Raw genomic sequence first — 25,163 nt, 5'->3', positions numbered from 1 at the left:
TATTTGATAAGTTCAAATAGAAATTTATAGGAGGAATTTAAAATGTTATATAAAAAAGTTGATAAAATAAAAGAAGAAATATCTGCTATAGGAATTGGTTGTTGGAATTTTGGTGGTGATTGGGATTCTTCAGAAGAAAAAAATTCTATTAATATTGTACATGCAGCAATAGATGCAGGAATCAATTTATTTGATGTAGCACCTGTTTATGGTTGGGGTACTTCAGAAACTATTCTAGGAAAAGCATTAAAGGGCGGAAAGAGAGAAAAGATAATTCTAACGTCTAAATGTGGTTTGTTATGGAATGAAAAACACGAAACAACAAATAACCTTACAAAAGAAAGTATTTTGAAAGAAATTGATGATAGTTTAACCAGATTACAAACTGATTACATTGATGTCTATCAATTACATTGGCCAGATCATAACACTCCAATAGAGGAGACTGTAAGTGCACTGGAAGAAATAAAAAAAGCAGGGAAAATAAGATATGTTGGCTTGACTAATTATTCTAAAGAAGATGTTGAAACTTTTATGTCTATGATTGAAATTAATTCACAGCAAGTACTATATAATATGTTAGAAAGAAATACTGATAGCTATCATAATATTCCGTTAGAATATAAGACAGAAAAAGAAATATTACCAATGGTAAAAGAACATGGACAAGCATTTTTACCATATAGTCCATTGTTCCAAGGCCTGCTCACTGGTAAGTTTACAAAAGGTAGAAATTTTTCAGAAAAAGATATTCGTAATGCAAATCCTAAGTTAAAAGGGGAAGCTTTTAATACGTATTATAATGCTACACTTGAATTAGCAAAAATCGCAGAGAAGATTGAAAGACCAATGAATGAGATAGCACTAAACTGGTTAAGACAAAAGCCAGAAGTTACTTCTATTATTGGGGGAGCATCTTCAATTTCTCAACTAGAAAAGAATGTACATTCTACTACTTGGGATATTTCAGAAGAAACAATGGCTGAGATTGGAGAAGTATTAAAACCTTTTGAAAATTTATAGAAGAGTTTAAGTCGGCGCCATTTAAAATAAATATTTTTAAAACAAATGTGGAGATACATTTAAAGAAATTGATGGTTGGATAAGAAGGGAATTGAATGGGAAAATACCTAATAGTTCAATGCCACATAAAACCATAACTAATCAAAGATTGATTAGTTATGGTTTTATAAGTTTATCTTCACAGTATAAGAAAGTCAAATTATCATAATGGATTGCCGTATACAAAATGGCATGTACGATGGTGTGAGTAAAAGTTAAATAAAATGATGGTTTGCTTTCTACTTGATACTTAATTAGCTAGTTTTTCAATATCTTTATGGATGATAATGTGGGCTATTACTCCCACAATAAAATAAGATGAAACTAATGAAATGAAAATACCAACTATGCCAAAATGCTTTGAAGTGATTATAGCTAATGGGACATAGATAGCAAGCATCTGTATTAAATTTATAGAAGCTGCTTTAAAGGGTTTGTGTATAGCATTTAATGAACCGTTAATTATAAGTAGCATTCCTTGGAAGGCATAGCCTAGCGGAACAATTCTAAAATACGTAACTATAGTATTTGAAACTAAGGCATCTTTTGTAAATAAATATGATATAGGTCTTGCTAAAATAGCTAAAACAATATATATTATTATTCCTGATATTAAAGAGAATTTTTCACTTATTACAATGGCTTCTTTAATCCTACTGATTTTCTTAGCTCCAAAATTTTGGCCTACAAATACAGGTAGTACTGAGGCTAGTGCATTAATTATTGCAATGGCGAAATACTCAATTTTAGTAGCAATTCCAAAGCCAGCTACAGTTTCTGTTCCTAAAGTGGCAATTAAACCTGTTATTATTCCTACGCCTATAGGGATTACCATTCTTGCTATGGCATTTGGTATTCCGATGAATAGTATGCTTGTCCATGATTCTATAACTTCTTTAAGTTTAATATTATGCAGAGAAACAACTTTTTCTCTTACTATCAATATATACAAGGCTACACAGAATGTAAATGCTCTTGAAATTACCGTAGCTAAAGCAGCTCCAGATACATTTAATTCTGGTAATATTCCGATACCCATTATTAGTAATGGATCTAATACAATATTTATACTAGCAGCGACTAACATTACAAAACTTGGTGTTTTTGTATCGCCTAAAGCTCTTATTACGTTATTTCCAACTACTGGGATAACTATAAAGGGTACACCTGCATACCAGATTGTCATATAATCAATAATATATGGGAGTGTAGCTTCATCAGCACCTAGAGCACGGAAGAGAGGTTCAATAGTTAATTCACCTATTATGATGGCTGTTAGTGCAACGATAACTCCTAAGATTAAGCTATGAGTTGAAAGACGTATTACTCTATCCTTTTGATTTTCTCCAACAGCCTTTGAAATAGCAGCAGAAGTACCTATACCAATGCCATGATTTAGACTATTAATTACTAATATTACAGGAAAAGTGAAGGTTAAAGCGGCCATTTGAATTGTTCCTAGTTTACCAACGAAATAAGTATCAGCTAGATTGAAGGCTACAATTCCTAAGATACCAAATATCATAGGTAAAGTTAAATCCTTTAGAATTTTGCCTATACTACCTTCTGTTAGAATAATTCGATTATTTGATTTCATTTGATTTTTCCTCTCTCAGCTTATTTACACATTGCTGTACATTTGTATTTATTTGTTCAAGAGACTCAAATAGATATTCTCTTTTATCTTCAAATATACCTGTGGACATTATTTCAGTAATATTTAGTAATTCTTTTTTTAGTATAGGAACTAAATTTTTTCCTTCTTCGGTTAAATAGGATTTATGATTTCTACGATCTTCTTTATCTTCTAAAGTATATATATAACCCAATTGTTCTAATTTTTTTATAGCCCTATTTGTATTAGCTCTATCAATTTTTACGTTTTCACTTAAGTTTTTCTGATTGATACCTTCATTTTGAAAAATATTGAGTAGAAAAATATATTGACCACATCCAAAGCCGTATTTTTGAAAGCTATTATTTATTAATATGCTTTGATGTCTGTAAATTGATGAGATATATTGACCGATTGATTGTTCCTTCATAAGTTTACTCCTTTAAATTAATTGCTATAGCAATTATAATAACATGAATTGATTGTGATAGCAATTAATATGGCCCAATATATATTTAGTCAACATATTATTGATTACTAGGAATTTATGATTTGATTAAAATAAAAGTTAATGCACTAAAAAGTTTCCAAGGGGGAGTAGGAGACTTTTTAGTGCATTAATTATTTTAATTAACTATTCTGTTAAGGGATTTTCAATTGGTATGTTTATATAATAATATAGTATTCTTAAATTAACCTTAATTAATAAAAATCTCCTGATTTAGATATAAGAGATTTTTGTTATAGAATTATGCTATTTTATAATTGAATTACATAATGTAGGTAAATATTTTTCGATTAATATTCCTTCTTTAGTTGGTAGATTACTTTTCATACTTTCCTTTATTACTTTTGATAAAAAGTCAGAACTAATATTTATTGATTTTTCAAAAGTGAGCCCATATAGAATGCAACCTATAAGTATAGAAGTGAATGCATCGCCGGTACCAGGATAACTGATAGGAATTTTTTTGATTCTTTTTATATAAAAAGTGTTACTAATTTTATTATACATAAGTATATTTGTGTAAGTAACATCGTCATCAGGCACTGAAGTTATTATTACATATTTAGGTCCAAAAGATGATAAGGCAATTGCCCATTTTTTGATTTCTTGAAGCGATATATTACTGTTATAATCTTTACCTAACAAGAGTGCAGCTTCAGTATAATTAGGAGTAATTACATCACCTAATTTGATATAATTCTTCATTTTTTCTACCATATCTATATTAATTGTTCTATAAAGATTGCCGTTGTCACCCATAACAGGATCTATAACTATAAGATTGGTATTATTTTTAACAAGTTTTATATAATTAGAAATAATATCTATTTGATTTGGAGTTGATAAAAAGCCACTGTATATACAGTCAAAAGAGATATTGAGTTTATACCATTGATTAAAATAGTTTTCTAGAGTGCCTGTTAAATCTATATAACTAACATTGGCAAATCCAGTATGGGAAGAAAGCACTGCTGTTGGTGAAGGACAAACTTGAATACCCATAGAGGATAATATAGGAGTAATTATGCCTAAAGATGCTCGGCCAAAGCCACAAGAAGCATGTATAGCTGCAAGTTTTTTTATGTTTCCATTGTTTGTATTCATTAGTATCCTCTTTTCTTAAAAAATTATCTTATAAGCGTTCTTGTAATTTTACAGTAATACTTTTAGGCATAAGTTTTTTTATAACTTTTGAAAGAGGTATTGTTACTAAAATGCCTATAATTGTAGTAATTACAGAAGTTGAAGAGTGAGCAAATGAAATTGCAACACTTTGATAGATGAGCACTCCTGCTGCAAAATATCCTAATAAAGAAACTAAGCCACCAGCAACAAAGGCTATAATATTTGTAAGTAGATTGTTACCTTTATTATTATTAGAGAAAGCAATCCAGCCTACAACATATCCCGTTAAACCTTTTATCACAAATGTAAATGGAGCCCAAAAAGCGAAAGCAGGATCCATTATATCAAATAGACTCATACCAATTGCAGCTGCAATGCCAGCATCTTTTCCAATGATTATTGCTATTATGAATATGGCTGTAGTCCCTAGATGTATCATACTATTAAATCCACCTATTGAAATAGGTATGTGTATCCAAGTACATACATAACAAATAGCTGCCATTAGACTTATTATAACAAGTTTGAAAACATTGAGATTTTTTTCCATTTAAACTACTCCTTTTTCTTAAAACTTCAAACAAGAAACTTTTCCCATAATTCTAAAGATATTGTTATTATATTGCATATTATAAAATTGTCAATTGTATGGGTACAATAGCATGGGTATTAAAGATTCTTTGCAAGCATAGATTAAATTTCTATAAGGAATAGCTTTAATTATAAAGATTTATAATAATTATTTTTATTCTATAGAGAATATTAATACAAAGATGTAAGGATAGCTATATATAATAATATTTCTATATTTTATGATAAAATAATACTGTTGAGATTTTATATATGAATAGGTATTAGTTATTATAAAGGAGTGAATTTTGTGGAAAATAAAATTGTTAATGCAGTGGGATTAGATTGTCCAAGACCAATAATTGAAACTAAAAAGGCAATTGACGCTATAAAAGAAGGAAAGGTAACTACTATAGTGGATAATGAAATTGCTGTTCAGAATTTATTAAAGTTTGCAAAGAGCCAAAATTTTGAAGTAAGTAATAAAGTAGAGGGCGAATTATTTCATGTAACTATTACTAAAGAAGTAGTAGCAGAAGAAGATAATGCTTCACAGAACGAAGAAAATTTAGTGATTGCAATTACATCAGATGAATTAGGTACAGGAGCAAGAGAATTGGGAGTTAATTTAATGAAAGGATATGTTTATGCTCTTACAGAAGTTGACCCTAGACCAAAGACTCTTTTATTTATTAACAGCGGTGTGAATTTAACTGTTGAAGATTCTCCGGTTTTAGATAGTTTAAAGAAATTAGAAGAAGAAGGCGTAGAAATTTTATCTTGTGGTACTTGTCTTAACTTTTATGAATTAGCTGATAAATTAGCTATTGGAAGTGTTTCTAATATGTATACTATTGTGGAAAAACTTAATGGAGCTACTAATACTATAAAGATATAATGTCAATGCACAATTATAATAAAACAAATGCACAATGCACAATGCACAATGCATAATTATAAGAAAACAAATGCACAATGCACAATGTACAATGCACAATTAAGGATGATTTTCTTCGTTCCTCAGAAAATCTTTATTTAATTAACTGCACTTGCACTCTGCAAATTGCACTCTGTTTTTTAAAAAAGGGTGGAAAGATGAATAGTAAAATTTTTTACGTAGTTTCATTTGATTCTACGAGTCATGCTATAAAAACAGAAAAATTACTCCAAAAATATTTTAAGATTGCAGTTATTCCTACACCTAGAGAGATTACTAGAAACTGCGGACTGTCAATTAAAATATTTTCGTTAGATATTGAAGAGATAATAAATGTTCTAAAAGAGGTAAAAATACCTTATGGGCTTTATAGTTTAAGTGAAGAAAAAACTGAAGGTAAAAGAGAAATAAGTCAAATCATATAATTGTAATTAGAAATTGTTTTTTCAAAAGAGGGTGAAAGGTATAGTTTATTTAGATAATGCAGCTACTTCTTTTCCAAAGCCGGAAGTAGTGTATAAAGCAGTGGAAACTTGCATGAGAGAATACTGTGCAAATCCTGGTAGAGCGGGACATAAACTTGCACTAAAGGCAGGTAGAGAAATTTATAATACTAGGGAACTTGCGGCAGAATTATTTAATATTGAAGATCCTATGAGAGTTATTTTTACTAGCAATGCAACGGATGCTTTGAATTTAGCTCTAAAAGGTATATTAAAAGATGGTGATCATGTAGTTACTTCAAGCATGGAACATAACTCTGTAATAAGACCTTTAAATCATTTGAAAGAGAATGGAGTTACTAATACTATTGTTTACTGCAATAGTAAAGGTGAAATTGACATAAAAGATATAGAAAAAGCTATTTGTGATAATACTAAGCTTATATGTATTACACATGGTTCTAATGTAACAGGAACAATTTTACCTATAAAAGAAGTTAGTGAAATATGTGAAAAACATAATTTGTTATTTATGGTAGATGCATCTCAGACAGCAGGCGTTTATGATATTGATGTAGAAGAGATGAAAATAGATTTGCTTGCTATGGCTGGACATAAAGGACTAATGGGACCACAAGGTACAGGTCTTTTGTATATAAGAGAGGGGTTAGAGCTAAAATCTCTTAAAGAAGGCGGAACAGGAAGTAAATCAGAAGAAGTAGTACAACCAACTATTATGCCTGACTATTATGAGAGCGGAACTTTAAATACCCCTGGTATTGTGGGACTAGGTGCTGGTATTCAATTTGTAATGAAAACTACACCTACTAAAATAAGAGAGCACGAAGCTAAATTAACAAAACTTATGTTAGAAGAGCTTAAAAAAATAGATGAAGTAACAGTATACGGGGTAGGAGATACAGATAAACAAGGAGCTGTTATATCTTTTAATATTAAGGGTATGGATTCATCTGAAACAGCTTATAGATTAGATGATGAATTTGATATTTGCACTCGCTCAGGATTGCATTGTGCACCACTTGCGCATAAAACTATTGGTACGTTGGAAAGTGGAACTGTAAGAATGAGTTTTGGATATTTTAATAATGAAGAAGATATACTTAAGGCAGCAGAAGCTATTAAAGAAATAGCAAAGTAATATATTAATTAAATAAGATATTGAACGTAATATCCACAGTTTATTGTTAATAGTGAATATATTTAACAATAAACTGTGGATATTTTTATAATTTATTAAGAATTTACTTTCAAAAGAATTAAATGTTATTTCTTGTAAACTAGATTTCCTTCTACAAAAGTCATCTCAACTAATACATCTTTAATTTTATCAGGAGATATTGAGTAGATATCTTCCGATAGTACAACCATATCTGCTAATTTACCAATCTCAATAGAACCTTTTATATTCTCCTCAAAAGAAGCAAAAGCACCGCCTAAAGTAAAACCAAATAAAGCCTGGTCAATTGTCAGTTTTTGATCAGGGAGCCATCCACTTTTAGGGTATCCCTTCAGATCTTTTCGCGTTACTGCGCAGTAGATTCCGGGTAATACATCGAAAGGCTCCACAGGACAATCAGAACCAAATGAAATAGAAATATTTTTATTGAAAAGTTCCTTCCAATTGTAGCTTGTTTTTGTTTTTTCTTTTCCGATTCTATCTTCTACAATGTGAAGATCATAGTCTAAGAATATAGGTTGAATATATGCATGCACATTTTGTTCTTTGAATTTGTTTAATAAAGTTTTATCAGTAATTTGACAATGTACGATACCATGTCTAGCATCTTTTTTAGGATTTTGTTTTTGAGCCTTTTTAAAGCTGTCAAAAACCATATACATTATTTTATCTCCAATACAATGGACAGCTATTTGCAAATTAGAATTATGAGCTTTAATAATTAATTGGTCTAACTCTTCTTGAGTAAATATTGATATACCCCTTGTGGAAGGATCATCATTATAAGGTTCAGTCAAATAGGCTGTTCTTGCTCCTAAAGAACCATCTCCTAATAGTTTTAAAGGTCCAATCTTGAAAAATTCATCACCATCTCCTGTTTTGTATCCGAGGTCTATGAATTTATTTAGCTTAGTAATGTGAGGTAATAGGCATTGTTCATAAATTCTAACTGGTAATTCTTTATTTTCTTTTAGCTCAGTATAGGCATTGATTATTTCATCAAAGGTTATACCTGGAAGAGACTCGAAGTCATCAGTTTGTATAGAAGTTATACCTTGTTTAAGAGCATGATTTGATGCATTTACTATTATTTCTTTGATTTCTTCTTTAGTTGGTGAAGGTATTTTCGAATAAATAAGATTTGTAGATTTCTCTCTGAAAATACCGGTAGGGTTACCTTGTTCATCAACATCAAATTTGCCACCTTCTATTTGAAGAGTAGTTTTATTAATATTTGATAATTCTAAAGCTTTACTATTAACTACTAATATATGACCACAAGCTCTAGTTAAGCATATAGGATATTCAGTAGATATATTATCTAAATCATATCTTGTTGGAAAGTCTTTTTTAGAGAAATGGTCTTGATTCCACCCTCGTCCATTTATCCATTGTTCATTTGTTAATTTAGACTTTGAAATAAATTCTTTTGTTAGGGTTATTAGGTCTTCAAGAGATTTAGCTTCTTTTAAATCTACCATTTGCAAACTGTAGCCATAATTAATTAGGTGCATATGGCTATCATTAAATCCTGGTACTAGCATTTTCCCATTTAAATCGATAATTCTAGTGTTTGGTGTTTTTAAAGGTAAAAGTTGTTCAGTAGTACCAACTTTTGAAAATTTACCGTTCTTTATCCCCACAGCTTCTACTTTTGGATTATTAATATCCATCGTAATAATCTTACCATTAATAAGTATTAAATCCATATTATTCTCCTTTTAATAATGAAATTTAAAGACCGATGATAAATCTTTAATTTAAAATATTAAAATTATTATAAATGAAAGTAGCAAAAAAAGATAGAACAATACACCTAAATAATAAAATAAGAGGGTGAATATTAACAAAATAATATGTAAAGGTTAACTGTTTTAACAAGTTATCAATAAAATGTATAATATTTTAATAAATTGATAATTAGGTATTGACTTTTAAATAGAAAAAGACTAAAATATTAATAATTTAACAGATTGATAATAATAACCGGTAAATATTATTAATCTATCAATAAAAACAGAAATATATTTAAAAATTAAAAAGTATTAAAAGTATTGAAATGATTTGTAAAAGAAGTATCAAAAAAATGGGGAGGTTGCATATGAAAAGAATTTTAATTAGTTTGTTAATGGTGGGAGTTTTAATATTAGGAGTAGGTTGTGGAAATGGTGCAAATAATGCATCAGAAAATACATCAAATAATGGGGAAACTAATGAGACAGAAGTAAAAACAGTTTTAGTAGGGGTAACAAATGCTTCTAAACCATGGGGATACTTAGATGAAAATAATGAGTTAATAGGTTTTGATGTAGATATTGCTAAAGAAATAGATAAACGTATTGAGGATGTAGAATTCGAATATAAAGGAATGGAATTTAGTAATTTATTTTTAAGTTTAGATAGTGGAAAAATCGATATGATTGCTTTAGAAGTTGAAAGAAATGAAGATAGAATGGCTAAGTTTCTCTTCTCAGATGCAGCATATAATACTTTCCCAAGCTATATAACTACAATGGGTGATACTGAAGGAATTGAAACAATGAAAGATTTAGAAGGTAAAGCACTTATTGTTTCTGCATCAACAAATCAACAAGCATTTGCAGATGAGTATAATGCAGCAAATGGAGATGCTATTGAAATAGTTCTTGCAAGTACGGGTACTTCAAATGAAATAGTAAATCAATTAACTTCAGGAAGAGCTGTTGCTACTTTATACACAAAAAGTGAAGCTGAATCAGTAAATGAAAGTTTAGGTATTGATTTGAAATGTGTTGGAGAACCAGTAATGGCAAATGCTGTTTATCATGTTTTCCAAAAAGATAGTGAAGAGGCAGCTGAGTTAAAAGCAAAAGTAGAAGAAGCGGTTAATTCTATGATGGAAGACGGTACATTAAGTAAAATATCTGAACAATGGTTAGGTGAAGATTATACAAAATATCTAGATAAATAGAAGGGGATGAAATAATAATGGGTAGCTATTTTGATCCAAAGTTGATAGTTGAATTTTTACCAGATTTATTGAAATTCTTTCCTATAACACTAGGAATACTGATAGGTGCCATATTATTAGGTGGAGTCTTAGCTTCTATAGTAGCTTCATTTAGAATACTCAATGTTCCGGTATTAAATCAATTATCTGTAGTTTATATATCATTTATGAGAGGTACACCTACAATAATACAGTTGTTTTTAGTTTATTATGGATTACCTATACTATTGCAAATGATTAATATTGATGTTTCAGGTGTATCGGAAATAGTTTTTGTAATAATTGCTTACGCATTAGGTATTGGTGCATTTTTAGCAGAAATAATTAGAGGCGCTATTAATAGTGTAGATAATGGGCAAAAAGAAGCAGCTTATTCTGTAGGGATGAAAACATATCAAGTATTTATCAGAATTATAATTCCTCAGGCTCTAATTGTGGCTATACCAAATTTTACAAATTTGTTAATTTCATATTTAAAAGAAACCTCCCTAGCTTTTATGCTAGGGGTGGTTGATATGGTTGGAAGAGCTAGTGCACTAGGTAACTTGAATTATCATTATCTTGAAATATATATAGGGCTTACAATTATATATTATGTAGTTTGTATATTTATCCAAAAGGGATTATCTATATTTGAATTTAGGATAACAAAGCATGAACAACATTTGGCAAAGGGGTAGGTGATGTGTAGTGGGAATTCAACTTGATTACAAATTTATATGGGTGGCATTTTTGAAAATTCTGCAAGCTTTACCTCTTACTCTTGAGATAACTATTGTTGCAATGGTTGTAGGATTACTAATAGGTATAATTGTTGCAACGATAAGGTTGTTCAAAGTTAAATATTTATCTCCAATTGCTGATTTTTATGTTTCTTTTGTTAGAGGAACTCCGTTATTACTCCAATTATTACTTGTTTATTATGCGATTCCTTTAGTTTTTGATAATTTAGCTGCAAAGAATGGTTGGGCTTTTAGATCAAATCAAATTCCAATCATTGTATTTGCATTGATAGCTTATTCTATCAACGCGGGTGCTTATATGTCTGAAATAATACGTTCGGGTATAATGGCAGTAGAACCAGGACAACTTGAAGCATGTCATTCAGTGGGAATGACAACTCCACAAGCGCTTAAAAGAATAATATTGCCACAAGCTTTAGGGATAAGTATTCCTATGCTGTGTAGTATGCTAATTGAACTTTTAAAAGGTTCGTCTATTGCTTTTACAATTTCACTTGTAGAGATAACAGGAATGGCAAAGGCTTCTGCTACAAAAAATTATAATTTTCTTGAGGCTTATATAGCCTGTGCGATTATGTATTGGATGTTATGTATATTAATTGAAAAAGCTTCTGTAGTTTTAGAGAAAAAAGTTAACATTTATAATAAAGGAGGATTAGCATGATTCAGATAAAAAATATTCATAAAACTTTTGGGAAACATACAGTTCTTAAAGGCGTAGATTTAACAATAAAAAAAGGAGAGGTAGTTGTAATATTAGGACCTAGTGGCTCAGGTAAAACAACTTTGCTTAGATGCCTAAATTTTTTAGAAAAAGCAGATGACGGCGTGATTGGAATAGATGGCTTTGTGAAAAATTTCAAAGGTATAGGTAAAAAAGATATTTATGAAATTAGAAAGAAAACAGCAATGGTATTTCAACATTATAACTTATTTAAGAATAAAACAGTTTTAGAAAATGTTATGGAAGGACTATTGATTGTACAAAAAATGCCTAAAGCAGAAGCGAGAAAGAAAAGTTTAGCTTTATTAGAAAAAGTAGGTCTTGCCGATAAAGTAGATTCGTATCCGAGTCAAATATCAGGTGGACAGCAACAAAGGGTTGGAATAGCAAGGGCTTTAGCATTAAATCCTGAAGTAATACTTTTTGATGAACCAACATCAGCATTAGACCCAGAGTTAGTGGGTGAAGTTTTAGATATTATAAGAAAAGTTGCCGATGAAGGAATTACAATGATTGTTGTAACACATGAAATTGGTTTTGCAAGAGAAGTAGCAGACAGAGTTATATTTATGGATGGTGGAATTATTGTAGAAGAAGGTAAGCCGGAGTTTATATTAACTAAGCCACAACACAATCGTACACAGGAATTTTTAAAGAGAATTACAGCATAAATACTATAGGAGAATAAGAATGAAAATTTTATCTAATATTCCCATTACTGAGCTGCCTATTTCAATGGAAAAGTATGATTTAAATATTACATCTATTGATAAGGCAGACAGTAATGAAGCTTATTATAAATCTGTTATGTCTGATTATGATATATGGATAGAAGAAGACCCGAAAAGAATAACAAAAGAGGTAATTGAGGCAGGAATCAATTTGAAATGGATTCATGTTGGTAGAGTTGGGTATGATGGTGCTCATTTACATACTATTAGAAAAAAAGGGATAATATTAACAAACAGTAAAGGTTGTAATAATATTTTTATTGCAGAAGACGTAATTCTTAAGATGCTTATGCTTTCAAGAAATTCTTATCAATATTTTAAGCAACAACAACAAAAGAAATGGCAAGCATATCGGAAAAAACCTTTGACTGGGAATATAAAAGAAGACTTAAGAATATTTGGTGAGAGCACTTTTTCATTATTCAATAAAACTATAGGAATACTAGGTACTGGTGCTATTGGTATGGAAATAGCTAAAAGGACAAAGGCTTTTGATATGAAAGTTTATGGATATAATAAATCTGGGAGAAGTGTTCCTAACTTTGATTTTATAATGAATGGGGATATGCTATATCCAATGCTTAAAAAGTGTGATTATGTAGTATGTGCATTCCCGCTTAATAAAGACACTCTAGATTTATGTAATATGAGGTTTTTTAAATCTATGAAAGAAAGTTCATATTTTATAAATGTGAGTCGTGGTGAGGTTGTAAATGAGGATGATTTAGAGGAAGCCTTAAATAGTGAAATTATAAGAGGAGCGGCAATAGATGTAGCATCATTAGAACCATTACCCAATGCTAGTAAGCTTTGGGATACAAAAAATTTAATTGTTACACCACACCAAGCCTGGATTTCCGAACATACCTTCCAAAAAATAAAAGATATAATAATAGAAAACATTAAATATTATCCCGATAAAAGGAAAATGATTAATGTAATAGAGTAACAATTTAATTTTAAATAATGTGTATATTTATAATATAAATGGTAAGAGGGAGGATTCATCTAATGGATTTTAAATTTTCTGAAAGAGCTGGTATAGTAGAGCCTTCAATATTAAGAAGTGCGTGGAAGTTGTTCACACCATCTACAATAAAATTTGCAGCTGGCTGCCCTGATAGTGAATGTTTACCAAATAAAGAATTGTCTTCAATAGCAGAGGAGATTTTATCTTCTGAAGAAGGAGTGATGGCACTTTCATACAATGATAGTGACGGGTATTTACCTCTTAGAGAAAATGTGGCTAAAATAATGAGTAGTAGAGGCATTGATGCAAGTGCTGATAAAATTGTTATGACTAATGGAAGTCAGCAAGGTATAGATTTTGTAGGTAGAATATTATTAGATATAGGTGATACTGTATTAATTGAAAAGCCTACCTATATAGGAGCATTAAATACACTTAAAAATTATCAATGCAATTTTGTAACAGTAGATTCAGATGTAGATGGTATGTTAATAGATGATCTTGAGAAAAAATTAAAAAGTGAAAACAAAGTTAAGTTTATATACATGATATCAAACTTTCAAAACCCGACAGGTAGGGTATGGTCATTAGAAAGAAGAAAAAAATTAGTTGAGTTAGCTAATAAATATAATGTAATTATAGTGGAAGACGACCCCTATGGAGAGTTAAGGTTTGATGGTGAAGGGGTTCCTATTTGTAAATCATTTGATACAGAAGGAAGAGTTATTTATTTGGGCACATTCTCAAAAATTTTAGCACCAGGTTTAAGAGTGGGTTGGGTATATGCAGATGAAGAAATAAAATATAAAATTTTGATGTGTAAACAAACTGTAGATATGCATGTATGTGCATTGACACAAAGAATTGTAAATAAATATATAGCTGAAATAAATCTAAAAGAAAGAATTGATGAGTTAATAGAGTTTTATGGGAATAGAAGAAATTTAATGATGGAAGCTTTAGATAAATATATGCCAGAAGAAGTTCTTTATGAGAAACCATTAGGGGGATTGTTCATTTGGCTTGAACTTCCTGAAAATGTTGATACAACTAAATTGTTCTTTGAAAGTTTAAAGAATAATGTTGCTTATATGCCAGGGACTATGTTTTTTTCGGATGATAATATAAATAATTATATTAGACTTTGCTTTTCACAAGAAAATTCCGAGCAGATTGATAAAGGTATTAAAATATTAGCTAATATGATTAAAGAAAAAATTGAAATGGAAAAACAAGAGTTAAGTAAGGTGGGTTAGATGATATTAAGTGCAAAAAAGATAAATACGACTGAAGGAAGTATTAAAAAGAATTTATGGCTATTAGCTTATCCTATAATTATTGGTAATCTTATTCAGATATTTTATAATTTTGGAGATACATTTTGGGTTAGTAAACTTCCTTATGGTACTGAAGCAGTTGCTTCGGTAAGTATAGTTTTTTCTGTAGTGTTTTTACTAATGTCATTTATAATGGGATTTTCTGGAGCGGCAGCCACGCTTATTTCACAGTTTTTTGGGGCGGGTAGAAATGATGATGTTGAAGAAGTTGCTTATACAACAATTAATATATTTAATGCTTTAAGTATATGTATTGTTGTATTTAGTCTTTTGTTTGGAAAAGCTATTTTAAGATTTATGAAAACCCCTGAGGAGATTATGGTTTATGCGCTTGATTATTATTACATTATAATTATTGGAATGATATTTATGTTTGTATTTTATTATTTAAGTGCTTTGTTAAGAGGTATAGGAGATACAACTACACCTATGATTGCTGGCATATTGTCGGGTATTTTTAATCTTGTATTAGATCCGTTTTTAATTTTGGGGATAGGGCCATTTCCCTACATGGGGATAAAAGGAGCTGCCTATGCAACGGTAATTTCTAGAGTTATTGTAGCTGTATTTCTTTTTTATGTTACCTTTAAAAAGGATAATTTAATGAATTTAAAGTTGAGAAAATTAGTTACATTTAATAAGGATTTTGCTGCTAGTATAGTTAAAATTGGAATTCCAGCAAGTTTTTCCAACGTTGTTATTTCATTAGGATGGATAATAATAGTAAGTAGAGTAAATAGTTTTGGAGCCTATGCTTCTGCAGTTTATGGTATTGGAAATAGAATAGATTCTGCAATGTTTCAGCTATCGGGTGGTATACAACAAGCACTTGCTACTGTAGTTGGGCAAAATATAGGTGCAAATAAAATAGAGCGTGTAAAAGAAAGTATTTCTTATGCTTTGAAAGCATCTTTTGTTTTGATAATGTCTTTATCGTTAATAATTCTATTTTTGCCAGAACAAATATTTAGAATATTCTCTAGTGATCCAACTGTAATTGAAATGGGCAAGATGTATGTTTGGTGCCTAGCAGGAGGATATGCATTTGTTTGTTGTAGAATGGTACTAGTCGGTGCATTTCAAGGGGCTGGGGCTACAGCATTTAGTATGATTCTAAGTATGATTTCCTTATGGATATTTAGGGTGCCTATGGCCTATGCATTTTCTTATACAACTATGGGAATTGATGGGGTATGGTTTGGGCTTGGAACTTCTTTTGTAATTAGTTATGTATTTATGTATGTATGTTATAAAAGATATGATTGGCTAGGTAAAGGTTATGTTTTAACATTAAACAATAATAATAAAATGATTGCGCAACTTGCAGAAAAAGCTAGAGAATAAAATATTGAAGAAATAAGAACAAGATAATCTATTGAGATTTTCTTGTTCTTATTTTATATCTTTATAATTTATTATAGAATCTATAAATTTTTCACAGCTTTTTCTATTCTTTGTAAAGCATCTTCTAAAGTGGAGCGAGGACAAGCTATATTTATTCTTTCAAAACATGCTCCTTCTTCACCGAAAATGTATCCTTCATCTAGCCAAATCTTACCTTTTTCAAGCATTAGTTTTTCTAGTTCATCTTTGTCGTTTGTCAATTTTCTGAAATCCATCCAGATTAAATAGGTACCTTCAGGCTTAATTACATCAACAAGAGGTAATTTTTCTTTTACAAATTCCATAAGAAATTTTAGATTTTCTTCTATATATTCTAATAAACTTTCAAGCCACTCTTCACCAGTAGAGTAAGCTGTTTCAAGAGCGGTTATAGCAAATATATTTGGTCCGTTTAGGTTGTCACTTTCCAAAACATTTGTAAACCTACTTCTTATTTTATGGTTTGGAATAATTACTGAAGACACTTGTAGACCAGCAAGGTTAAAAGTTTTACTTGGAGCGATACATGTTATTGAGTTTTGTGAAAAGTCCTCTGAAATAGAAGCAAAAGATGTATGGGTATTACCTTTAAATATTAAATCAGAGTGAATTTCGTCAGATAAGATAAGAACATCATTTTCAATACATATTTTACCTAGTGAAGTTAATTCTTCTTTTGTCCAAACTCTACCAACAGGGTTATGTGGGCTACAAAGTATCAATAATTTTACTCTAGGATCCTTCACTTTCTTTTCAAGGTCTACAAAATCCATAGAGTATTTGCCTTCTTCAAATTTTAACGGATTATTAATGAGAGTACAGCCATTGTTTTTTATTGCCTTGAAGAATGGATAATAGACTGGAGTTTGTACTATAACTTTATCTCCAGGTTGTGTTAGAGATCTTAATAACATATTTACAGCGGGAACTATACCGGGGCTATATACTATCCAATCTTTTTTTATATCCCAGTTGTTTCTTTTCTTTTGCCAATTTATTATTGATGAATAATATTTGTCAGTACAAAATGAATACCCATAAATGCCATGCTCAGCAATTTTTATAAGTGCATTTTTTACTGGTTCTGGAGTTTCAAAATCCATATCAGCTACCCACATTGGTAGTAGATCTTTTTCTCCTAAATCCCATTTTGCAGAATTTGTATTATGCCGATTTGTAATTTTATCGAAATTAAACTTCATTAAAATCATCTCCTAATATATATAGTGTTGTTAAAAAATGATATCACAAAGCCTATATAATTACAATATTATTAATATATAGCCGAGTAAAATATCAAAGTGATAAAATATTAACTAAAACATATAATTGCATTAATTTACATTAATGGACAATACATATTAAAATAATTCAAGTAAATGTAAAATATTTATAAAAATTTTAATTATATAACGATTTCATTAAAAAAACACAATAAATATGTAGAAATGATTTTTTTATGTTGACAAAATATTAAATTACAATATATAATAAATATAAATTAATAATTCGTTAAAAAATTACTGGTATAATTATTAAATCGTTAAACGCCATATAAAAAAATAATGAATTAATAAGAAGTAGATAATAAACCTAATTAAGAGATGAATTATAAATTAGAGGTGTGAAAATGTTAGAGAATAGAATTGTAGAAAAGTCAGAAGAAATTAAAGATGAGCTTATAAAAATAAGGAGAGATATTCATTCCCATCCAGAAATTGCTCTAGAAGAGAAAAGAACTTCTTCTATTGTAGCAAATAAGTTAATAGAGTTAGGATTAGATGTTCAGGTTAATGTTGGAGTAACTGGTGTAATTGGACTATTAAAAGGTAAGTATGAAGGTAAAACAATTTTACTAAGAGCAGATATGGATTGTCTTAAGATGGAAGAATTAAATGATGTAGAGTACAAGTCACAATATGCTGGTCAAATGCATGCTTGTGGACATGATGCTCATACTACGTGGCTATTAGGAGCTGCAATGATATTATCAGAAATGAAAGAAGAAATACATGGAAATGTAAAGTTTTTATTTCAACCTGCAGAAGAAGGTATAGGCGGTGCAGAAAGAATGATAAAAGCTGGAGCTCTAGAAAATCCTAAGGTGGATGCAGCTATAGGAGCTCATGTATGGCCATCTATAAAAGCAGGTGAAATTGGAGTTAAATATGGAGATATGATGGCAGCTGGAGATATGTTTACGCTCAAAATAAAAGGAAAAGGAGCTCATGGAGCAGAGCCACACAAATCTATAGATCCTATTTCAATATCGGTACAAGTATATTTGGCTTTTCAAGCAATATTGAGTAGAAGAATTAATCCTATTGATACCGCTGTAATTACTGTAAGTATGTTTAATGCTGGTTCCGCACATAACATAATTCCACAAACTAGTGATATTGAGGGAACAGTAAGAACTTTTAATGAGGAAACCAGGGATAATATAATTGAAATGATGGACTCAAGTATAAAAGGTATTACAGAAGCCAATGGTGCAGATTATGAATTTTATTATAGAAAAGGATATCCAGCAGTTGTAAATAATGATGAAATTGTTTCTGTTGTTGAAAAAGCAGGAAGAGAAATATTAGGTAATAATAAGGTAGTGATAATGAATGAACCAACTATGGCAGCTGAGGATTTTTCTTATTTTACTCATAAAGTACCAAGTGCATTTTTTATAGTTGGAACTTACAACAAAGAGAAATCTTTAGTAAATGAACTTCATAATGCTAATTTTAATATAGATGAAGATATATTAAATAAAGCATCAGCTGTGATGGCTAAGTGTGCTTTAAATTATTTAAACAATTAACAATTAAATATAAATTTTAATTTATATTTAATTGAATTATAATTAATAAACTAAAAAGGGGATGTAGTTTTATGAAAATTGTAAAAAGGATAGTAGCGTTAATGTTATGTATTTTGACAACGGTAAGTCTAGTAGCCTGTGGTGGTAATTCAGCAAATACAGCTACTAATGGAGGCAACACTGAGGGGACCAGTGATACTAAAAAAATTATTAGTATAGGAATTATGAATGCTCCAAGTGGATTTAATCCATTAGAATCTACGGATATATCTCAAAACGAGGCATCAGGAATTTTATATTTACCATTAGTTGAGCTTGATACTGATTTGGTATATAAACCAATGCTTGCTGATTCTATTGAGACTGAAGATAATCAAACTTTTACAGTTAATATTAATGAAGACGCTAATTGGACAGATGGTACTCCTGTTACAGCTGATGATGTAATATTTACTATAGGATTAATAACTAATCCAGAAGTACCAGCAACAATAGCATCTAAATTTTCTATACTTGAAGGTTTAAATGAAAATGGTAAAAATGAATCTGGCGAAGATACTTTTGCAGGAGCTGTAAAAGTTGATGATAAAACTGTTGAACTTATAACAAAAGCTCCAGTAGACATTGTTTCAGTTCAAGAGAATATTGGAAGATACTTAAAAACTATGCCTAAACATATTTTTGAAAGTGTAGCTTTAGAAAGTCTTTATCAAGATACTAATATGATAAATCCTGTTGTAACAAACGGAGCTTTCAAACTTGTAACATATGCTAAGGATCAATATGTTCAATTTGCAGCAAATGAAGAATTCTTTAAAGGAACTCCAAAGATAGACGAGTTATACTTAAAAATCATGCAAGGTTCTAATATTACAGTTCAACTTGAAAGTGGAGAAATTGATATGAACCACCCAGGTCTTGGACTAATACCTTTTGAAGATTATGAAAAAGTAAAAAGTATGGAAAATATAAATGCTACATCAGAAGGTATAGCAACTACCGTTCAAACGTTAATGATTAATAATGAAACAATAACTGATGTAAGAGTAAGAGAAGCTCTTTCATACGCAATAAATAGAGATATGATTATAAATGATTTCTTGAAAGGTGACGGAGAATTTACTGAGTTACCATATTGCGGTTCAAGTGCATATATAGACTCAGATATAGAAATAAAATCATATGACCCTGAAAAAGCTAAAGCTTTATTAGAAGAAGCAGGTTGGGATTTTGATAGAGAAATTAATTTTGATGTACCAACAGGTAATGCAGTTCGTGAGAAAGTAGCAGATATTCTTACAGCTAACTTTACTGAAATTGGACTTAAAATAAATGTTCAAAAATATGATTTTGTTACTAGTTTATCTACAGCAAGAAGTGGGGATTTTGATATATATATAGTAGGAATTCCAAATTACCCTACAAATGCAGATCTTTCAGGTACATTAGCAACTAGTGGTAATCTTAATATTTCAAAATATAGTAGTGAAGAAATGGATGAATTATTAACAGCTGGTTTAAATGAAACTGATATTGAAAAGAAAAAAGAAATTTATAGTGATGTACAAGAATTGTTTATGGAAGATTTACCATGTCCATCTGTTTACATTCAAAACCAACTTAAAGCTGTTAATAAAAGAGTGCTTGTTGGTGAACCAAAAGATTTCGGAACATATATTGATTTACATTTATGGGATGTAGAATAGTAGGACAATAGAAGAATAGAACAAGAATAGAACAAGAATAGAACAAGAATAGAAGATAATATTGAATAGTCCATAATAATTTTTATGGACTATTTAATACTAAGTATTAAGAAATTGGGGTGATATAATTTGGATTATTTACTTAAAGTAAACCACCTGCAAACAGCTTTTAAAGTTGAAGATAGAGATGTTGTAGCTATTGAAGATGTTAATTTTAATTTAGAAAAAGGTAAAACAACAGGCATTGTTGGAGAATCTGGTTGTGGGAAAAGTGTAACATCTTTTTCTATAATACAACTTCTAGGTAAAAATGGTAGAGTAACTGGTGGTGAAGTTAATTTTAAAGGGAAAAACTTATTGGATTTAAGTGACAAAGAAATACGTGATATTCGTGGTAATAAGATCTCTATGATTTTTCAAGAGCCAATGACTTCTTTAAACCCTCTTTTTACCATTGGAAATCAAATGATAGAATCAATAATGTTGCACTTGAAAATGAAGAAAAAAGAAGCAAAGGGTTATGCTATTGATATGTTGAAACAGGTAGGGATACCTAGAGCAGAAAAAATTATTGATCAATATCCACATACACTATCTGGTGGAATGAGACAGAGAGTAATGATTGCTATGGCACTATCATGTAAACCAGAGCTATTGATTGCTGATGAACCTACCACAGCTTTAGATGTAACAATACAAGCACAAATATTAGATTTGATAAAGAAATTACAAAAAGACATGGACATGACAGTTTTGCTTATAACTCATGACCTTGGTGTAATTGCTGAGATGGCGGATAAAGTTATTGTAATGTATGCTGGACAAGTAGTTGAGGAAGCAGATGTATTTACATTATTTGATAATCCGGTACATCCTTATACAAAAGCTTTAATGAAATCAATTCCTCATATTGATATAAAAGAAGAGAAAAGATTAGAATCAATTCCTGGGACAGTGCCTTCATTATTTAATATGGTAGAAGGATGCCGTTTTCATACCCGCTGTCCATATGTTACAGAAAAATGTATGAAACAAATGCCAAAATTGAATAAAATTAAAGAAAATCACTTTTCACGTTGTTGGCTTACAGGAGAGGAGGGAACTGTATGAGTATAAATAATAATGAGCAGAAAACTCCTATATTAAAGGTTGAAAATTTGAAAACTTATTATCCTATAAAAAAGGGTATAATATCTAAAACGGTAGGGTATGTAAAGGCTGTAGATGATGTTAGTTTCGACGTTTATCATGGAGAAACTTTGGGACTTGTTGGCGAATCAGGATGTGGAAAATCTAGTATGGGGCGTACTATAGTTAGATTAGAGCAACCTAAAGACGGACATATATTATTTGAAGGAAAAGATATTTCTAGAAATTCTGCTAAAGAAATGAGAAAAGTTCGTTTAGATTTGCAAATGATTTTTCAAGACCCTTACTCTTCATTAAATCCTCGTAAAAGAATAGGTGATATTTTAGCAGAGCCTCTTAGGGTTCATAAAATTGTACCTGAAGATAGAATTCAAGATGAAGTTGATAAATTATTAGAGATGGTTGACCTGCAGAAAAGTTATAAAAATAGATACCCAAATGAATTTTCGGGTGGACAGAGACAAAGAGTAGGTATAGCTCGTGCATTAGCATTAAGACCGAAATTAATTGTTTGTGATGAACCAGTTTCAGCATTGGATGTATCTACACAAGCACAGGTACTTAACTTATTAAAAGATTTACAGAAGAAGTTTGATTTAACATTTATATTTATTGCACATGGATTGGGTGCTGTTAGATATATAAGTGATCGTATAGCGGTAATGTATTTAGGTAAGGTAGTTGAAATTGTGGAAACAAATAAAATTTTTAGTATGGCGAAGAAGCATCCTTATACTGAAGCTTTATTAACTTCATATCCTATCCCTAATCCACATTTAAGGAATAGAAATAAAATAATTATTGAAGGAGATCTACCTAGCCCGGCAAATCCACCAAGTGGTTGTAGGTTTCATACAAGATGTCCTAAAGCTATGGATATATGTAAGGAAAAAGTTCCAGAATTAAAAGGAAAAGATGGACATTTGATAGCTTGTTTCCTTTATGAATAATATTTATAGTGTTGAAAAACAAGTTATTAAGGTATTTATTTTGAATTAAGTACTTTAGTAAGGGTGAGGAGGAGTTTACATTGTTTAACTATATTATGCGTAGAATATTAATCACTATTCCTGTGCTTATTGGAGTTACGATTATTAGCTTTATTATAATAAATATGGCACCTGGTAATCCTGTAGATATGATGGTTGATCCGAATATTACAGCAGCAGATCTTGCGTTAAAAAAGGAAGCTTTAGGACTAAATGATCCATTATATATCCAGTATTTTCATTGGGCAGAAAACGTGTTACATGGGAATCTTGGATATTCAATGACTTCATACCGTCCAGTTTCAGAAATTATCGGAGAGAGGTTAGGACCTAGTTTCCTTTTGATGATTCTTTCTATGATAGTTGGATTTTTAATAGCAATTCCTGTTGGGATTTTAAGTGCTACTAAGCAGTATTCTAAATTAGATTATATAGCCACAGCGGGATCTCTTATAGGGATTTCAATACCTACGTTCTTTTTATCACTTAGTTTGATTTTTATATTTGCATTAAAACTAAAGTGGCTTCCAACGGGAGGGATGGTTACATTAGGGGGAACCGCAGGCTTTGTAGATAGAGTAAAACATTTGGTTTTACCAGTTTTAGTTCTTGGTATTTTTGTTGCAGGAAAGCAGGTAAGATATGTTCGATCTAGTATGTTAGAAATTTTAGAACAAGATTATTTGAGGACTGCAAGAGCAAAAGGAGTAATTGAACGTTTAGTAATAAATAAGCATGCCCTAAGAAATGCGTTGATTCCAATAGTTACTGTAATAGGAATCGAAGTTGCTTCAATAATGGGTGGAGCCGTTATTACTGAATCAGTATTTTCATGGCCTGGTATAGGAAGACTTACTATTGAAGCTATAATGAGTAGAGACTATCCTACACTTATGGGATTGAATTTTATAGCAGCAATAATAGTTTTGGGCGCAAATTTAATTACAGATATACTTTATTGCGTTGTTGACCCACGAATCAAATACAATTAGGGAAGGAGTGGTAGTGTGTCCCAACTTAAAATGAACTCAAAAAAGAATAAAACTTCTATAAAAAAGAATAAAAAAAAGGATGAAGAAAGTTATATCAGTATGATATTACATCGCTTTAGGAAACACAAAATGGCAATGGTAAGTGTTATGCTAATGCTATTATTAATAATTTGTGCTATTTGTGCATCAATTATTGCTCCACAAGATCCTTATAAGGTAACTTCTTCATTTAGTGCTGCACCATCAGTAGAACATATATTAGGAACTGACCAATCGGGCAGAGATGTACTTAGTCGATTGATTTATGCATCACGAGTTTCGTTAATTGTGGGAATAGGTTCAGTAACAATTAGTACTATTATTGGTACAATTCTTGGACTTATGGCTGGGTATTTTGGTGGATGGATTGATATGACATTGATGCGTATTACTGATGTATTTATGGCATTTCCTCAAATCATGATAATACTAGTAGTTGTAGCTATAATTGGACCTACTCTGTGGAATATTATTGCTGTTCTTGGATTTTTGGGATGGCCACCTATAACACGAATAGTAAGAGGAAGCGTTCTGTCTGTAAAAGAAAATGATTATGTAAAAGCTGCTGTTGGCCTTGGATTAGAAACTCCTAGGATTTTGATATTTCATATTTTACCAAATATATTAGCACCTATAATTGTTAATGCTACTTTTGGTGTTGCTTATGCAATTTTACTTGAAGCTGCACTAAGTTTCCTTGGTATGGGAGTTCGCCCCCCTACAGCAAGTTGGGGAAATATGCTTACAGAAGCACAATCTTTGTCAGTTCTCACATCAAAACCTTGGTTGTGGTTACCACCAGGAATTATGATATTTTTAAGCGTTTTGTCAGTGAATTTTATTGGAGATGGATTGCGTGATGCATTTGATCCTAAGAGTGGAAAATAAATTTTATAATTCAAGCGAAAAGAGTGATATTAATAACTCTTTTCGCTTTTGTTTCAGTTTTTATTATTTATATTCTTGCACAAAAGGTAATGCACTACAAAGTTCCTAAGGGGGGAAGAAACTTTGTAGTGCATCAATTATTTTAATTAACGATTATGTTAAAGTTACTTTCTATTGGTATGTTTATATATTAAGGTAGTAAGCTTAAAGTAATCTTAAATATGCTTAGATTAGTAATAAAAGTTTTTTA

The 25,163-nt window shown here is 30.4% G+C and carries 23 protein-coding genes; 17 read left to right on the top strand and 6 right to left on the bottom strand.

The features are described 5' to 3' along the window. Positions 1–42 precede the first annotated feature (42 nt). A complete protein-coding gene (locus ACVHXK_RS02715; RefSeq protein ID WP_461204818.1) occupies positions 43–1,023 on the top strand; it encodes an aldo/keto reductase in 981 nt (326 codons plus the stop codon). Between the two features lie 289 nt (positions 1,024–1,312). Here ACVHXK_RS02715 and ACVHXK_RS02710 read toward each other — a convergent pair whose 3' ends face one another. From ACVHXK_RS02710 to ACVHXK_RS02695, 4 genes are all read right to left on the bottom strand, one after another. Then, positions 1,313–2,659 carry an MATE family efflux transporter gene (locus tag ACVHXK_RS02710; protein ID WP_461204817.1) on the bottom strand — a complete coding sequence of 449 codons (1,347 nt, stop codon included), beginning with the start codon at positions 2,657–2,659 and terminating at the stop codon, positions 1,313–1,315. Beyond that, positions 2,646–3,107, bottom strand: a complete 462-nt coding sequence (locus ACVHXK_RS02705; protein WP_461204816.1) for a MarR family winged helix-turn-helix transcriptional regulator — start codon at positions 3,105–3,107, stop codon at positions 2,646–2,648. The genes ACVHXK_RS02710 and ACVHXK_RS02705 overlap by 14 nt, the downstream gene beginning before the upstream one ends. A 324-nt stretch (positions 3,108–3,431) precedes the next feature. Further along, positions 3,432–4,289, bottom strand: coding sequence for a pyridoxamine kinase (locus ACVHXK_RS02700; protein WP_461204815.1), 858 nt, complete (start codon positions 4,287–4,289; stop codon positions 3,432–3,434). 28 nt (positions 4,290–4,317) lie between these two features. Beyond that, positions 4,318–4,860, bottom strand: coding sequence for an ECF transporter S component (locus tag ACVHXK_RS02695; protein WP_461204814.1), 543 nt, complete (start codon positions 4,858–4,860; stop codon positions 4,318–4,320). A gap of 330 nt (positions 4,861–5,190) precedes the next feature. Here ACVHXK_RS02695 and yedF point away from each other — a divergent pair, with 330 nt between their 5' ends. From yedF to ACVHXK_RS02680, 3 genes are all read left to right on the top strand, one after another. Next, on the top strand, positions 5,191–5,778 hold the full coding sequence (gene yedF, locus ACVHXK_RS02690) for a sulfurtransferase-like selenium metabolism protein YedF (protein WP_461204813.1): 588 nt from the start codon (positions 5,191–5,193) through the stop codon (positions 5,776–5,778). Positions 5,779–5,975: 197 nt separating this feature from the next. Next, positions 5,976–6,242 carry a DUF3343 domain-containing protein gene (locus ACVHXK_RS02685; RefSeq protein WP_461204812.1) on the top strand — a complete coding sequence of 89 codons (267 nt, stop codon included), beginning with the start codon at positions 5,976–5,978 and terminating at the stop codon, positions 6,240–6,242. Positions 6,243–6,273: 31 nt separating this feature from the next. Continuing rightward, complete coding sequence (locus ACVHXK_RS02680; RefSeq protein WP_461204811.1) at positions 6,274–7,419, top strand: aminotransferase class V-fold PLP-dependent enzyme; 1,146 nt, start codon at positions 6,274–6,276, stop codon at positions 7,417–7,419. A gap of 125 nt (positions 7,420–7,544) precedes the next feature. On the opposite strand, the gene ACVHXK_RS02675 is transcribed toward ACVHXK_RS02680, so the two are convergent. Beyond that, complete coding sequence (locus ACVHXK_RS02675; RefSeq protein WP_461204810.1) at positions 7,545–9,167, bottom strand: amidohydrolase; 1,623 nt, start codon at positions 9,165–9,167, stop codon at positions 7,545–7,547. Between the two features lie 392 nt (positions 9,168–9,559). Between ACVHXK_RS02675 and ACVHXK_RS02670 the strand changes: the two genes are divergently transcribed. From ACVHXK_RS02670 to ACVHXK_RS02640, 7 genes are all read left to right on the top strand, one after another. Further along, a complete protein-coding gene (locus tag ACVHXK_RS02670) occupies positions 9,560–10,408 on the top strand; it encodes a transporter substrate-binding domain-containing protein (protein WP_461204809.1) in 849 nt (282 codons plus the stop codon). Between the two features lie 17 nt (positions 10,409–10,425). Then, on the top strand, positions 10,426–11,127 hold the full coding sequence (locus tag ACVHXK_RS02665; protein ID WP_461204808.1) for an amino acid ABC transporter permease: 702 nt from the start codon (positions 10,426–10,428) through the stop codon (positions 11,125–11,127). 52 nt (positions 11,128–11,179) lie between these two features. Then, positions 11,180–11,854: an amino acid ABC transporter permease gene (locus tag ACVHXK_RS02660; RefSeq protein ID WP_461204807.1), complete on the top strand. Its 675-nt coding sequence runs from the start codon at positions 11,180–11,182 to the stop codon at positions 11,852–11,854. After that, positions 11,851–12,585 carry an amino acid ABC transporter ATP-binding protein gene (locus ACVHXK_RS02655; RefSeq protein WP_461204806.1) on the top strand — a complete coding sequence of 245 codons (735 nt, stop codon included), beginning with the start codon at positions 11,851–11,853 and terminating at the stop codon, positions 12,583–12,585. The genes ACVHXK_RS02660 and ACVHXK_RS02655 overlap by 4 nt, the downstream gene beginning before the upstream one ends. A 19-nt stretch (positions 12,586–12,604) precedes the next feature. Beyond that, positions 12,605–13,594, top strand: coding sequence for an NAD(P)-dependent oxidoreductase (locus ACVHXK_RS02650; protein WP_461204805.1), 990 nt, complete (start codon positions 12,605–12,607; stop codon positions 13,592–13,594). A 62-nt stretch (positions 13,595–13,656) separates the two neighbouring features. After that, entirely contained in the window at positions 13,657–14,871 is a 1,215-nt protein-coding gene (locus ACVHXK_RS02645; protein ID WP_461204804.1) for an aminotransferase-like domain-containing protein, read from the top strand. Beyond that, entirely contained in the window at positions 14,872–16,296 is a 1,425-nt protein-coding gene (locus tag ACVHXK_RS02640; RefSeq protein ID WP_461204803.1) for an MATE family efflux transporter, read from the top strand. Positions 16,297–16,376: 80 nt separating this feature from the next. Here the strand turns inward: ACVHXK_RS02640 and ACVHXK_RS02635 are convergent, their stop codons facing one another. Beyond that, positions 16,377–17,537 carry a MalY/PatB family protein gene (locus ACVHXK_RS02635; protein ID WP_461204802.1) on the bottom strand — a complete coding sequence of 387 codons (1,161 nt, stop codon included), beginning with the start codon at positions 17,535–17,537 and terminating at the stop codon, positions 16,377–16,379. Between the two features lie 428 nt (positions 17,538–17,965). On the opposite strand from ACVHXK_RS02635, the gene ACVHXK_RS02630 reads away from it, so the two are divergent. The 6 genes from ACVHXK_RS02630 (at position 17,966) to opp4C (ending at position 24,913) form a co-directional block, all read left to right on the top strand. Next, entirely contained in the window at positions 17,966–19,150 is a 1,185-nt protein-coding gene (locus tag ACVHXK_RS02630; protein ID WP_461204801.1) for a M20 metallopeptidase family protein, read from the top strand. A 71-nt stretch (positions 19,151–19,221) separates the two neighbouring features. Next, positions 19,222–20,856 (top strand): ABC transporter substrate-binding protein, encoded by a 1,635-nt coding sequence (locus ACVHXK_RS02625; RefSeq protein ID WP_461204800.1) that lies wholly within the window; start codon positions 19,222–19,224, stop codon positions 20,854–20,856. A gap of 129 nt (positions 20,857–20,985) precedes the next feature. Beyond that, complete coding sequence (locus ACVHXK_RS02620; protein ID WP_461204799.1) at positions 20,986–21,966, top strand: ABC transporter ATP-binding protein; 981 nt, start codon at positions 20,986–20,988, stop codon at positions 21,964–21,966. Then, positions 21,963–22,955, top strand: coding sequence for an ABC transporter ATP-binding protein (locus ACVHXK_RS02615; RefSeq protein ID WP_461204798.1), 993 nt, complete (start codon positions 21,963–21,965; stop codon positions 22,953–22,955). The genes ACVHXK_RS02620 and ACVHXK_RS02615 overlap by 4 nt, the downstream gene beginning before the upstream one ends. An 80-nt stretch (positions 22,956–23,035) precedes the next feature. Further along, the gene (locus tag ACVHXK_RS02610) at positions 23,036–23,986 is read left to right on the top strand and encodes an ABC transporter permease (RefSeq protein WP_461204797.1); all 951 of its coding nucleotides are present in this window, start codon (positions 23,036–23,038) and stop codon (positions 23,984–23,986) included. Positions 23,987–24,001: 15 nt separating this feature from the next. Then, complete coding sequence (opp4C, locus tag ACVHXK_RS02605) at positions 24,002–24,913, top strand: oligopeptide ABC transporter permease (protein ID WP_461204796.1); 912 nt, start codon at positions 24,002–24,004, stop codon at positions 24,911–24,913. The last annotated feature ends 250 nt before the right edge of the window (positions 24,914–25,163 follow it).

This window comes from Clostridium sp. DL1XJH146 (genome assembly GCF_054819755.1).
The sequence above is the reverse complement of the archived record's forward strand: the minus strand, read 5'-3'. Positions and strand labels throughout refer to the sequence as shown.

Excerpts from the sequence above, each read along its gene's own strand:
- ACVHXK_RS02700 (WP_461204815.1), bottom strand. The coding sequence starts at position 4,289 with ATGAATACAAACAATGGAAACATAAAAAAACTTGCAGCTATACATGCT.
- ACVHXK_RS02710 (WP_461204817.1), bottom strand. The coding sequence starts at position 2,659 with ATGAAATCAAATAATCGAATTATTCTAACAGAAGGTAGTATAGGCAAA.
- ACVHXK_RS02630 (WP_461204801.1), top strand. The coding sequence starts at position 17,966 with ATGTTAGAGAATAGAATTGTAGAAAAGTCAGAAGAAATTAAAGATGAG.
- ACVHXK_RS02625 (WP_461204800.1), top strand. The coding sequence starts at position 19,222 with ATGAAAATTGTAAAAAGGATAGTAGCGTTAATGTTATGTATTTTGACA.
- ACVHXK_RS02675 (WP_461204810.1), bottom strand. The coding sequence starts at position 9,167 with ATGGATTTAATACTTATTAATGGTAAGATTATTACGATGGATATTAAT.
- ACVHXK_RS02645 (WP_461204804.1), top strand. The coding sequence starts at position 13,657 with ATGGATTTTAAATTTTCTGAAAGAGCTGGTATAGTAGAGCCTTCAATA.
- ACVHXK_RS02695 (WP_461204814.1), bottom strand. The coding sequence starts at position 4,860 with ATGGAAAAAAATCTCAATGTTTTCAAACTTGTTATAATAAGTCTAATG.
- ACVHXK_RS02670 (WP_461204809.1), top strand. The coding sequence starts at position 9,560 with ATGAAAAGAATTTTAATTAGTTTGTTAATGGTGGGAGTTTTAATATTA.
- ACVHXK_RS02715 (WP_461204818.1), top strand. The coding sequence starts at position 43 with ATGTTATATAAAAAAGTTGATAAAATAAAAGAAGAAATATCTGCTATA.
- ACVHXK_RS02685 (WP_461204812.1), top strand. The coding sequence starts at position 5,976 with ATGAATAGTAAAATTTTTTACGTAGTTTCATTTGATTCTACGAGTCAT.
- ACVHXK_RS02655 (WP_461204806.1), top strand. The coding sequence starts at position 11,851 with ATGATTCAGATAAAAAATATTCATAAAACTTTTGGGAAACATACAGTT.
- ACVHXK_RS02650 (WP_461204805.1), top strand. The coding sequence starts at position 12,605 with ATGAAAATTTTATCTAATATTCCCATTACTGAGCTGCCTATTTCAATG.
- ACVHXK_RS02635 (WP_461204802.1), bottom strand. The coding sequence starts at position 17,537 with ATGAAGTTTAATTTCGATAAAATTACAAATCGGCATAATACAAATTCT.
- ACVHXK_RS02705 (WP_461204816.1), bottom strand. The coding sequence starts at position 3,107 with ATGAAGGAACAATCAATCGGTCAATATATCTCATCAATTTACAGACAT.
- ACVHXK_RS02665 (WP_461204808.1), top strand. The coding sequence starts at position 10,426 with ATGGGTAGCTATTTTGATCCAAAGTTGATAGTTGAATTTTTACCAGAT.
- ACVHXK_RS02640 (WP_461204803.1), top strand. The coding sequence starts at position 14,872 with ATGATATTAAGTGCAAAAAAGATAAATACGACTGAAGGAAGTATTAAA.
- ACVHXK_RS02615 (WP_461204798.1), top strand. The coding sequence starts at position 21,963 with ATGAGTATAAATAATAATGAGCAGAAAACTCCTATATTAAAGGTTGAA.